The sequence below is a fragment of the Hwangdonia seohaensis genome (assembly GCF_031932625.1).
GTDB lineage: Bacteria > Bacteroidota > Bacteroidia > Flavobacteriales > Flavobacteriaceae > Hwangdonia > Hwangdonia seohaensis.
On record NZ_JAVSCK010000001.1, the window covers coordinates 579,790 to 592,771 of the forward strand.

A 12,982-nucleotide genomic window follows, 5' to 3' on the forward strand; every position below is an offset into this window, starting at 1 on the left:
TTTTCCCAAGGTTAAAAAGGTTAAGCTATTTACGCTTTATAAACTTTTTTGTCATGGTTGTATTACCATCATTTACTTCTATATAATACACACCAGCCTCTAAGTTGTTTACCTTAACTTCTTTAGTGGTTTTGCCTGTATTGACAACCTGTCCCAACATATTTATAATTTTGTAGGATAGGTTTGTTCCCTTTGATAGTTTGATGTTCAATACATCTCCTTTTACTGGGTTTGGAAACAGCTTAAACGTATTTAAAGTATTGGTATTTACATCCAACAATTTATCGTTTAAATTGTTTTTGGCCAAGGCTGATGATGCGGTTAAGTTAATATTGTCTAAAGCAATATCGGCCTGCCAAGTGCTTCCCGTTACTCGGTTAAAACGTAACTGAACACTGTTGCCTACATACGCAGCTAAATCTACGTTTGCCGTTTGCCACGAGTTGCCTTTGTTACCAGATTGGTTCCAAATACTTGTCCAACTTAGGCCATTATCGTTACTTGCTTCTAAAGCAATGGTTCCCATGTCAGAAGCACCATACATGTGGTAGCTAAAGCTAAATGTAGCTGAAGATTGCCCACTTAAATCATAACAAGGCGAATTAATAATGGCTTGTTTGTTAGGATATCCTGTGCCATTGCCCGATGCTTCAACAAAAATGTAATAACTTCCTTGAACAGCACTCGCTGGTCCTGTACTTCCAGATGGTGTACCGTTGGCATCAACGGTCCAATTTATATCGTCGGATGTGGATTGTGTCCATGCACCTAAAGTATTCTCAAATCCTTCGGTATAAGGGAACGACGTTATTCCGCCAGAACATGCCGATACTACTATGCCTCCTTCAACCATGCTAACATCATCAATAGCTATATCTGCTTGCCAAGTGCCTCCAACAAATCTGTTGAATCGTAATTGAATACCGCCACCTGTATAAGCCGATACATCGACATTTGCAGTTTGCCATGAGTTTCCTTTATTGCCTGTTTGACTCCAAATACTTGTCCAAGTACTACCTTCGTCGGTACTAACTTCCAAGTCTATGGTTCCCATATCTGAAGATCCATACATATGATATTTAAAGCTGAATGTGGCTTCTGTTAATCCACTCAAATCAAAGCATGGTGAGTTTAAAATAGCTCTTTTGCTAGGATAATTAGGTGATGAAGCTTCTACAAACACATAATAACTACCCTGAACCGCACTAGCTGGTCCGGTGTTATTTGATGGTGTGCCGTTGGCATCAACGGTCCAGTTTATATCGTCGGATGTCGATTGTGTCCATGCGCCTAAAGTATTCTCAAAACCTTCCGTATATGGAAATGACGAAATACCTCCTGTACATCCATTAGGAACCTCTGCTACATTTATCGTTCGTGTAACCTGGGTGGCTGCATTTCCTGCGGCATCGCTTACGTTATAAGTTACTACATAAGTTCCCGCGGTATTAGTATCAACTACATCGCCGGCTACAACAATGCTTGCGGTGATATCGCCATCTTTATTGTCGTTCGCTGTTGCACCTTGTTCGGTGTAAACATCGCCAACGTTTAAGTTAATGGTCGCTGCTCCGTTTAAAGTGATTACCGGTGCGGTGGTATCGGGAATTACGTTTACCGTTCGGGTAACCTGAGTCGCTGCATTTCCTGCGGCATCGCTTACGTTATAGGTGACAACATAAGTGCCCGCTGTGTTGGTATCAACCACATCGCCGGCTACAACAATGCCTGCCGTAATATCGCCATCTTTATTGTCAATTGCCGTGGCACCTTGTTCGGTGTAAACATCGCCGACGTTTAAGTTGATGGTCGATGCCCCGTTTAAGGTGATTACCGGTGCGGTGGTATCTGGAATTACGTTTACCGTTCGGGTAACCTGAGTCGCTGCATTTCCTGCTGCATCGCTCACGTTATAGGTTACTACATAAGTTCCCGCTGTGTTGGTATCAACTACATCTCCGGCTACAACAATGCTTGCCGTAATATCGCCGTCTTTATTGTCGTTCGCTGTTGCGCCTTGTTCAGTATAAACATCACCGACGTTTAAGTTTATGGTCGATGCTCCGTTTAAGGTGATTACCGGTGCGGTGGTATCGGGAATTACGTTTACCGTTCGGGTAACTTGGGTGGCTGCATTTCCTGCGGCATCGCTTACGTTATAGGTCACAACATAAGTGCCCGCTGTGTTGGTATCAACCACATCGCCGCCTACAACAATGCTTGCCGAAATATCGCCGTCTTTATTGTCGTTCGCTGTTGCACCTTGTTCGGTGTAAACATCGCCAACGTTTAAGTTAATGGTCGATGCTCCGTTTAAGGTGATTACCGGTGCGGTGGTATCGGGAATTACGTTTACCGTTCGGGTAACCTGAGTCGCTGCATTTCCTGCGGCATCGCTTACGTTATAGGTAACAACATAAGTGCCCGCGGTATTGGTATCAACCACATCGCCGGCTACAACAATGCTTGCCGTAATATCGCCGTCTTTATTGTCACTTGCCGTGGCACCTTGTTCAGTGTACGTATCACCAACATTTAAGTCAATAGTCGATGCGCCGTTTAAGGTGATTACCGGTGCGGTGGTATCGGGAATTACGTTTACCGTTCGGGTAACCTGGGTCGCTGTGTTTCCTGCGGCATCACTTACGTTATAGGTGACAACATAAGTGCCCGCTGTGTTGGTATCAACCACATCGCCGGCTACAACAATGCCTGCCGTAATATCGCCATCTTTATTGTCAATTGCCGTGGCACCTTGTTCGTTATAAACATCACCAACGTTTAAGTTTATGGTCGATGCTCCGTTTAAGGTGATTACCGGTGCGGTGGTATCGGGAATTACGTTTACCGTTCGGGTAACTTGGGTGGCTGCATTTCCTGCGGCATCGCTTACGTTATAGGTCACAACATAAGTGCCCGCTGTGTTGGTATCAACCACATCGCCGCCTACAACAATGCTTGCCGAAATATCACCGTCTTTATTGTCGTTCGCTGTGGCACCTTGTTCAGTGTAAACATCGCCAACGTTTAAGTTAATGGTCGCTGCTCCGTTTAAGGTGATTACCGGTGCGGTGGTGTCAACCAATCCTTGAATAACTACGGTATAATCTTCAACTTCACCATATTGAAATGTTTCACAAGAGGTTGGAACTGCATTATACTTCATGGAAACACGCATTCTTGTAGAGCCTTCAACCGCTGTAGATGGTATGGTAAAGTTTCCGCTTACTGGTGTTGTTTTAGTTCTAGCATTAGTCCAAACTTGTTCGCCTGCATCATCAAAATCACCATCAATATTATAATCAATCCAAACGGAATAACCTTCGTTATAAGTTGTTCCCGTCCAAGTTGGTGTTACTGTTATTGTAAATTGCGTATCTTTCGTCAATGTGGTTGAAACACTTGTAAAATCAGTATAAAACTGTGCACCCGAGCTGTTGTCAATGGTGTTTAGCTGAACCCTACCAATATATTCGTCATTAACATTTGTACTTGCAGAATTACAATAATTCAACTGTACATTTGTGGTCGTAAAATTTATGGAAGCACTATAAGCGGAACTACTCCCGCCATTACAATTACTTCTTACTTGTGCCTCGTATTGTGTTAAAGCAGTTAATCCCGTTAAATTGGTAGAGGCGCTAGATAGCCCATTAACATCTGTCCAAGTTGAATTCCCATCCTCTCTATACCTTAAATCGTAAGTTGCCCCAGAGGTAGCGTCCCAACTTAAAGACGCTGTGGTTGCTCCTAAATTAGAAGCGGACAAGCCTGTAGGGGCAACAGCACCAATTGGAGTTAGCAAAACATCTGCCAATGCAAGCGTTTGGTAATCTGAAATGGTTTGCCCCGTTAAAGTAACCGGTTGGTAGCAAGGTGCTTCAAAAAGAATATCGTAAGTCCCTGCTTTTATCGGTCTGTAATAATCCCCATGAGAAATATCTGTTACGGTATGCGACCCATAAGCATCATGGCCAACAATGGTTACTGTTGCATCAATAGGATTGTTAGTATTAGCATCTTTAACGGTGCCCCTAAAACCATAGGTGCCTTGGGTTAAGTAATCTAGCAAGGCATCGCGGTTGTAAAGCCAGTAGTTTACCAATTGGCTTTCGGGTAAAATTTTAGTGTCCGATAATTCAACGGTAATCTCTCTACATTGATGGTAAAAGTTCATAAAATCTTGTCTGCCACCGTAAACACGATACCATTCAGCACCATGAGTTACACCCGGACTCGGATAAACATTGCTGTCATCATCAGCGGTCATGTAAGTGGTATCGCCTAAGGCATCACTGTCATTTTGGGCATGCATTGCGTATTCTACACCAGTAAATTCAAACCAATTTCCATCAGGGTGGGTGTACTGACTTACATAGGCATTATCGAAAGGATAATTTACCAATTCAGTCCCACCATGAAAATTCGCTGAAATCACAAAATGATTGGCATCGGCCAAAGCCATAAAAGCCAAGGTTTCTGTTTGATAAGCATTGCCATCGGTATGTGCCCCTTGTACATTATCTGGATAATTCCTGTTTAAATCCACATTGTTGGCATTACCTCTTCTAGCATTTGCTACCGAGGTGTTTGATGGACTATTGTGGTAAGTACCATCTGGATTGGCGTTAGGGTTTATCCATATTTCAGTATTTTCTACCAAGTTTTTCACTCTGGCATGATCGGCATGTCCAGGATTGGAATATACCGTTAAAATATAATCTATTAAACTTAACATCATAGGATACCCTGCAATTTCATCGCCGTGCATTGAAGAGGTAAACAAAAGTTTAGGCTCTTGCTCATCGGTACCAACATTATCAGAAATTTTTACAAAGAGTAATTCTTTATCACCTTGAGTGGTTGTTCCAATACTGAATTTATCAACCAAAGTAGGGTAGTCGTTTTCAAAATCCTGCATTTGTTGGGCATATTGGGCATAGGTTGGGTAATTAGCAACCGGAAAGCTAAGTGTATTAGCAAGTCCTTTTGCTGAAAGACTACCTTTTGAATTCTTAGATTTACTATCATAAATTAAATCTGCATCCATTTCATTTTCGCTCTCGGGAACTTGAAAAGGTATATGTTTAGCTTGAAAGGCTCTAAACTGATTTTTGTTTGCCCAAGCTTTAACGGTTTTGGTTTTTGAATCGTAATTTACTATAGAAAAATCCTTTGAGTAATTGTCGATTTCTTTCTGGCTATTAACTTTAAAAGTAAATGTTAACTCACCTTTAGTAGATAAGTATTTTTCTGCTTTTTGTACATCATTGCTTTGAGAAAAAGCAAAAGTAACATTGAATAGAATTAGGAGTGATAGTAATAGTTTTTTCATTCGGGTTTGGTTATTTGATTAAAAATTGCTCTGAAAAATAAATGTTTTTTTAAGACTAAAAGTGATTTTTATAGACAATCTTCATTTCATGTAGTTTTTTACGGATTACCCATAACGCTTTTGAAGAAACAACTTACTTTGTCCTTTTGAAGGATAATTTTGATTTAGGTCTTTTGGGTTGTAACACAGTGAATTGGAGTTAAAAATGGCTTATATTACTTGAGCGCTACTACCAAAAAAAGGTGTTTTTAAGAATTGATAACCCTTATATTCCTGTTATTGAAATAAACCGGATTGGTGATGAAATCAAATAACTATCTTAAATAAAAAGAGAAATGAAGAAATTGACAGATGAAGAAAAACTAATACAGATTGGGCAAAAAAAAATATTTATGCTAAAGCATAAATATTTTTTTTGTTAGATAAAGCAAACTTTTTAAAAACCGCAAATTTTCTTGGAGCGCTTCTTTTAGTTTACTATCTCTAAAAGTGGGTTGTTCAGGTAGATTTGATTCCATAATTATTTAGGTTAAGTTTATGGTAGATTTGGAAAAATCTATATAAATTGATTTGGTAAATTTGCTGATGTAAATATGGAACAAATTTTTAATTTATCAGATTAAAAACACATTAATTCGACGAAATGCAATTTATTTTAACATTTAATGCGTTTTATCTATTGTTTTTATTCATCGAAAATCATTTCCGGTATTTCGCCTTCAACAATTAAAGTACCTTCAGTAGCCTTTTTAATCGCTTCAACTGAAACTCCCGGTGCACGTTCTAAAAGTTTAAAGCCTTTTTCGGTTACTTCCAACACGGCCATATTAGTTACTATCTTTTTTACACAACCCACACCGGTTAATGGCAACGAGCATATTTTTAACAATTTAGACTCTCCTTTTTTATTAGTGTGCATCATGGCAACAATTATATTTTCTGCACTTGCCACCAAATCCATAGCGCCTCCCATGCCTTTTACCATACGTCCCGGAATTTTCCAATTGGCAATGTCTCCGTTTTCTGCAACTTCCATAGCGCCTAAAATGGTTAAATCTACATGTTGCCCCCGTATCATGGAAAAGCTTAAGGCAGAATCAAAAAAACTAGCTCCTGGTAAAGTGGTAATGGTTTGTTTGCCCGCGTTAATTACATCGGCATCTTCCTCGCCTTCAAAAGGAAATGGTCCCATACCCAATACGCCATTTTCACTTTGAAATTCAACTTCAATATCGTTTCTTACATAATTGGCCACTAAAGTAGGAATCCCGATTCCTAAGTTAACATAATAGCCGTCTTTCACTTCTTTGGCTATTCGCTTTGCAATACCTGTTTTATCTAACATCTATATTTTATTTTGTCATTCCCATGGAAATGGGAATCTTTTTAAATGAATCTAAATTTTAAAAAGTGGATTCCTACTTTCGCAGGAATAACATCACTTAATTTTTTGGTCTAACGGTGCGTTGCTCAATCCGTTTCTCATATCTTTCACCTTGAAATATGCGTTGTACAAAAATTCCAGGGATATGAATTTGATTGGGGTCCAAAGTTCCCAATGGGACCAATTCCTCAACTTCAGCGACGGTTATTTTTGCAGCGCCACACATATTAGGATTGAAATTTCGAGCAGTGCCTTTAAAAATTAAATTGCCTGCCGCGTCGCCTTTCCAAGCCTTTATAAAGGCAAAATCGGCATCAAAAGCATGTTCCAAAACATACATTTTTCCGTTAAATTCTCTGGTTTCTTTGCCTTCGGCAACCTCTGTTCCGTATCCCGCTGGGGTGTAAATAGCAGGGAAACCCGCTTGCGCCGCTCTGCAGCGTTCTGCCAATGTACCTTGTGGAATTAACTCTACATCCAATTCGCCTGAAAGCATTTGTCGTTCAAACTCATCGTTTTCTCCCACATAAGAGGACACCATTTTTTTTATTTGATGTTTTTGCAACAATAAGCCCAATCCAAAATCGTCAACTCCAGCATTATTGGAAATACAGGTTAATCCTTTGGTGCCCATTTTTACTATTTCAGCTATGGCGTTTTCAGGGATTCCGCTAAGTCCGAAACCTCCAAACATACAAGTCATATTATCTTTGATGCCTTGAAGTGCTTCTTGAACATTAGCCACTTTTTTATTTATCATTATCAATAATTTTTGTCGTCTAAAATTACGAATAATTGAATAATAATATTAAATAATAGCCATTCTTTTACCATATCGTTTTTATACGACTTATGTTATGCAGGTAGAAATTTTAGCTTTAACACAAGGTTGGGCTTAAGGAGTTGATTATAATTTTCAAAAAACCTTCCTATTAAACTTTTAAACTTTTGGCAAGTCCAATTAATACTATTAACCCAAAATCTCTATTGCTATGAGAACTTCAGTTATTTTATTTTCAGTATTATTTATGCTAAGTGCAACATCGTGTGCAACCTATGTAGAAACCAGACCTGCAAAGGTTACGGTTATTAAAAAGGCGCCAAAACATTACAAAATTGTAAGGGTAAAAGGCAAGCGCTACTATTTTTGGAACGGAAACCATTACAGAAAAACAAGAAAAGGATTTGTGATTGTTAGAGTGTAAGCAAATAAAATGAGGCTGAACTATTGAGGCAGCATGACGACCGTTTTACATTTTATAAATCCAAGACGCTGGGTTTTGGGTGCTGCTTTCTTTCGAGATACTAAAACTCAATATCGTTTCACCGGTTCTTTTATTGGTAAAAACCTCGCCTATTTCCTGTTTAGTGGTAACTTTATCACCTTCTTTTACATAAACTTTAGATAGGTTTTTGTAGGTGGTAATGTAGTTTCCATGGCGAATCATAACCAGCGGGTTTATGTTTTTCATGGCAACAACACCAATTACTTCGCCACTAAAAACAGCCCTAACCTTAGCGTTTTTTTCGGTGGCAATTCTAACCCCGTTACTTTTAATGGTTAACGATCTATTTATAGGATGGGGTTGCGTGCCGTAACGTACTTTTACAATGCCTTTTTCAACAGGCCAACCCAACTTGCCTTTATTCGATTCAAAATCTTTAGCCAAAGCTTTACCGGCTGGGGTTAAGGCAAAGGTTTTTGAGTTAGAGGATTTGCCTGCCTTTTTATTCGATTTTGCAATGGCAGCTTTTATGATTTTATCTATTTCGGCATCAATTTTTCTGGCTTCACGCTCTCTATTATTAATTTGGTTTGTATAAAGATTGATGTTGTTTTTAATGGATTGCATTAAAACCTGATGCTGTTTGCGTTCGGCTTCCAATGATTTTTGAGTTACTTTATTTTCGGCAATTAACTTTTGTTTGTCTTCTTTTTGCTTTAACAAATTGGTGTTAATATCCTGTAATTCTTTTGTTTTCGCTTTTATGGTTTCGCCTTGTTGCTTTTGGTGGTCGCTATATTGTTTTATGTATTGCAGTCGTTTGTAAGCTTGTTTAAAATCGTTTGAAGACAGCAAAAACATAATCCTACTTTGTTGGTTTTTGCTTTTGTACGACTTTACAATCATGTCCGCATAATCTTCTTTAAGCTGTTTTAATTCGTCTCTAAGCTTTGTAATTTTCTTTTGATTTGAACTAATTTCCCTGGTAATTAAATTGGCTTGCTGGTTGGTAACCTTAATTAAGTTGTTTAGGACGTTTATTTTATAATTAAAATCTTCAATTAACGATAATTGCGATTTTTCTTTTGACTTGTTTTCTAAGCGCAGTTCATTGATTTTTTGGATTTCGCGCCTTAATTCTTGACGGCGTGTTTCCAGTTCTTTTTGTTTGTTATTTTGAGAAAACCCCGAAGCACAGCACAGGCAAAAAACCAGCAGAGTTAAAAATATATATGTTTTTTTTGTGTTCAATGTTATAACTTAATTTCTTTAAAACCAGATGGTATTTTAAACGGAAAACGCAAGTCTTCATTTAACGATACGTTTTTAAATTCCAATTTAATAATGGTTTCTTCATTCGCATCAACAGCAATAATTTTGGTGTGTAGCGGAAGCGTTTGTCCATTAACTTCTTGGTACGCCAAATAATCTATTTGTAGATGTCTAAATGTTTTTGGTTGTGAAATTTGCTGTGATTTTACCTTAAAATACGACGGATCCAACAAAAAGAAAATCTCAAATAATTCGCGTTGTTTTTTTGGTTGAAGCACGTAAACGCCATTATCTACACTGGACTTATAAGCCTCTTCTTTTAAATTAAATAACGCTTCGCCAAGCAACAGATTCTGTACTTTTTTAAAATCCAGTTCCGTTCCCAATAAATCACTTAAATACTCGTAATCGCCTTCAAAATACGTATTATCCAACTTATTGTAAAAACTTACTTTTTCCGGGGTAACTTTGGCCCTTATAACCGAAAAAGTGGCGCTTATCCATAACACCTCATCCCTTTTCGCTCTAAACGAAACCGCGTGCGTTTGTTCTTTTTGGTCTTGAAAATAGCTTATTTTAAGTTTTGCCTGCAGTGTTTTAAAACGCGCTGCTTGTTTGGCGTTTTCATTTATTAATTGCCTTGTGGATAAGTCATAATTTGCTTCACCAGTACTAATTGTTTTGCTCGATTTGCAGCTAAACATTAACAATGTAACCAGCGTAAAAATAATATAAGTAGGTCTGTGCATTAATTTGAAGTTTCTAATTGTTTCGCTTTATCAGCAAACGTTTTTGCCTTAGCTGTATTGTTTAATGAGGTATAAGCTTTACTTAATTGACTGTAAAAATCGGCTTCCATTTTGGTGTCTTCAATAATATAATCCAATCCAGATTCTAAAATTTCTACTGCTTTTTCAGATTGACTCAATCCATTTAAGGCAACGCCATTTATTAAATAAAATATGGGTTGCGACGGATATTTTTCCAGAGCTTTACTGCTTTTTTCCGAAGCCAAATCAAACTGTTTCAAATCGATATAAAGCAGTAACACATTACGCAAAATTTGAAAGTTATTGGTTTCCAAAGCCAAAGCATCCTCGTAGTATTTTAAGGCTTTTGTTTTATCGCCTTTTTTTAAATAATACTGTGCCAATTCAACCAAGGTTTTACCATTATTGCTATCGCCAACCAAAGCGGTAACTTCAACCAAATCGGATTCATATTCCGGATTTTCACGAACAAAACTCACAAAATCCGACAACACTTTAAGTTTGGCCTCCGGTTTTATTTGGCTGCTTTTTAAAACTATTTTCATCGATTCAATGGCCTTATCGGTAGCATTATCATCTAAATAAAATTTGTACAAGGCTAAATGTACTATTTGCGATTTCGGATTTATTTTAAGCAATTCCTTGGCTGTTTCAAATGCTTTTTCTTTGTCGTTGTTTTCGCTGTATCGGAAAATAAGCGCTAAATAATTCGATTCTTTGTCTGGGTTATTTTCAACGCGGGATTCCAAGTTTTTAATTTGGTCTTTTTTGCGCCCCGTTGCCTCGTAAATTTGATTGCGCATCAGGTCTCTGGCCACCGATATTCCAAACTCGGCATCCAATTCATCTAAAACCTTTAAAGCATCATTATACTTTTTTGTCTGCACATACAACGATGCCAAATCTTCTTTGTAATCGGGGTGGTATTTAACCAGTTGCTTTACTGTTTTTATTGCCTTATCGTACTCGTTTTGAGAAGCATAAAACCCATACAATTCATCCAAAAACCATTCGTTATCGGGTTCTATTTTTACAGCTTTTTTAAGCGCATCTTCAGCCGCACCAAAGTTTTTAAGCTTGTTGTAGTTTTTACCCAATTCGAAATATAAAACGGGTACAGAATTATCTATTTCGATGCATTTTAACAACGCTTCAACAGATCGGTCGTAATTCTCGATACCTTTTTGTTTTAAAGCTTCATAGAACAATTCCTGAAATTTATCATCTACATTGCCTAAATCGTCATCTGGTTTTTTGTTAAAATCGACTTGGGCGTAATTTACCTGCGGAAAGAGAAACAATCCGAAAATGAAAACCAATATGTGTAATTTTTGTTTCATAAGAAAGATGCTTCGATTGCGCTCATCATAACATTGTGTTTCCAAATAGTATTCCAAAGTCAGTTTTATAAGATTCCTGTTTACACAGGAATTTATTCCAATATGGAATAATCGCCAATACTTATGCTGGTAAAATTACCATCGTACTTTACGTGGTTACCAATCATGGCATGGTCTAAATTAGCATTTTTAATGCTTGTTTGGGTTTGAATTAAGCTATTTTTAACGGTTGAATTTTCAACAACACTATCGTTTCCAATGGAAACAAATGGTCCAACCGTACTGTTTTTAAGCGTTACATTATCGCCAATAAAGCATGGTTCGATAATATTTGAGTTTTCCAATTTGGCTGAATTTGATACCAATTGCTCGTCGCCATCAGCTTTTAAAAACCCTAGCATCCGCTGATTGGTTTCTATAGTTATGGCTTTATTGCCGCAATCCATCCATTCGTCAACAGTGCCCGTTTTAAATATTTTCCCTTCAGCCATCATGCGTTTTATACCATCATTAATTTGGTACTCGCCACCATTCATAACGTTCTCATCAAGAATTTCTTGTAGCTTTCCTTTTAAAACACCAACATCTTTAAAATAATAAATGCCAATAACCGCTTGGTCGCTTACAAAGGTTTTGGGTTTTTCAACAAGCTCAACAATTTCTTCTTTGGCATTGAGTTTTACCACACCGTAAGCTTCCGGGTTTTCAACTTGTTTGGTCCAAATAACGGCATCTGCTTTAGGGTCTAAATCAAATTCGGCTCTAATTAAAGTGTCGGCATAAGCGATAACTGCCGGCCCCGAAAGTGATGGTTTTGCGCACATAATGGCATGACCGGTTCCCAAAGGCAAATCCTGACGGTAAATAGAAGGCTTGGCGCCTAAGCTTTCTGCCAATGCTTCCAAGCTTTTCACAACATCGTCGCCAAACCAAGCTGGATCGCCTAAAACAAAAGCGATTTCTTCAATAGGTTGTTTTAAAATTTTAGCTATATCTTTAACCAAGCGATGCACAATGGGTTGCCCTGCCACCGGAATTAAAGGCTTTGGAACGGTTAAACTATGTGGGCGTAAACGAGAACCTCGCCCTGCCATGGGAACTATTATTTTCATCTTTTAGAGTTAAGTCGTTTTTTGTTTAGTTGTTAATTTGTTTTAGCCACGAATACACGAATGTTTTCCTGTTTTGAAATCAAAAATCGTTAATCGTAATTCGTCAATTACTTCGTTCCTGTACTCCCAAAACCGCCTTCGCCACGAGAGGTTTCAGAAAGTTCTTCGACTTCAATCCATTCGGCACGGTCGTGTTTTGCTATAACCAATTGCGCAATTCGCTCGCCGTTATTGATAACAAAGTCTTCATTTGAAAGATTTACTAAAATCACGCCAATTTCGCCTCTGTAATCGGCATCAATGGTTCCCGGAGCATTTAGAACGGTAATGCCTTTTTTTGCTGCTAACCCACTCCGCGGACGCACTTGAGCTTCAAAACCAATAGGCAGTTCTATAAACAAACCTGTGCCAACAATACTGCGTTCCAAGGGTTTTAATGTTCTGGATTCTGAAATATTTGCGCGTAAATCCATGCCTGCCGATGCTATGGTTTCGTAGTGCGGTAAATCGTGATTGGATTTGTTTATTATTTTAATTTGCATA

At 38.2% G+C, this 12,982-nt stretch carries 9 protein-coding genes; 1 reads left to right on the plus strand and 8 read right to left on the minus strand.

The window, feature by feature from the left end; translation table 11 throughout:
• Window positions 1-25: 25 nt before the first annotated feature.
• From RNZ47_RS02505 to RNZ47_RS02515, 3 genes are all read right to left on the minus strand, one after another.
• Window positions 26-5,335: an immunoglobulin-like domain-containing protein gene (locus RNZ47_RS02505; protein ID WP_311935873.1), complete on the minus strand. Its 5,310-nt coding sequence runs from the start codon at window positions 5,333-5,335 to the stop codon at window positions 26-28.
• Between the two features lie 685 nt (window positions 5,336-6,020).
• Window positions 6,021-6,680 (minus strand): 3-oxoacid CoA-transferase subunit B, encoded by a 660-nt coding sequence (locus tag RNZ47_RS02510; RefSeq protein ID WP_311935876.1) that lies wholly within the window; start codon window positions 6,678-6,680, stop codon window positions 6,021-6,023.
• Window positions 6,681-6,777: 97 nt separating this feature from the next.
• Window positions 6,778-7,479, minus strand: coding sequence for a CoA transferase subunit A (locus RNZ47_RS02515; RefSeq protein ID WP_311935878.1), 702 nt, complete (start codon window positions 7,477-7,479; stop codon window positions 6,778-6,780).
• Window positions 7,480-7,711: 232 nt separating this feature from the next.
• On the opposite strand from RNZ47_RS02515, the gene RNZ47_RS02520 reads away from it, so the two are divergent.
• On the plus strand, window positions 7,712-7,924 hold the full coding sequence (locus tag RNZ47_RS02520) for a DUF6515 family protein (protein ID WP_311935881.1): 213 nt from the start codon (window positions 7,712-7,714) through the stop codon (window positions 7,922-7,924).
• A gap of 45 nt (window positions 7,925-7,969) precedes the next feature.
• Here the strand turns inward: RNZ47_RS02520 and RNZ47_RS02525 are convergent, their stop codons facing one another.
• The 5 genes from RNZ47_RS02525 to dut form a co-directional block, all read right to left on the minus strand.
• The gene (locus tag RNZ47_RS02525; protein WP_311935883.1) at window positions 7,970-9,196 is read right to left on the minus strand and encodes a murein hydrolase activator EnvC family protein; all 1,227 of its coding nucleotides are present in this window, start codon (window positions 9,194-9,196) and stop codon (window positions 7,970-7,972) included.
• Window positions 9,197-9,198: 2 nt separating this feature from the next.
• Complete coding sequence (gene lolB1 / locus RNZ47_RS02530) at window positions 9,199-9,966, minus strand: lipoprotein insertase outer membrane protein LolB1 (protein WP_311935885.1); 768 nt, start codon at window positions 9,964-9,966, stop codon at window positions 9,199-9,201.
• Window positions 9,966-11,327, minus strand: coding sequence for a tetratricopeptide repeat protein (locus RNZ47_RS02535; protein ID WP_311935887.1), 1,362 nt, complete (start codon window positions 11,325-11,327; stop codon window positions 9,966-9,968). Before RNZ47_RS02535 ends, lolB1 begins: the two co-directional genes overlap by 1 nt.
• A gap of 92 nt (window positions 11,328-11,419) precedes the next feature.
• On the minus strand, window positions 11,420-12,439 hold the full coding sequence (locus RNZ47_RS02540) for a sugar phosphate nucleotidyltransferase (protein WP_311935891.1): 1,020 nt from the start codon (window positions 12,437-12,439) through the stop codon (window positions 11,420-11,422).
• Window positions 12,440-12,546: 107 nt separating this feature from the next.
• Window positions 12,547-12,981: a dUTP diphosphatase gene (dut, locus tag RNZ47_RS02545; RefSeq protein WP_311935894.1), complete on the minus strand. Its 435-nt coding sequence runs from the start codon at window positions 12,979-12,981 to the stop codon at window positions 12,547-12,549.
• Window position 12,982 lies beyond the last annotated feature (1 nt).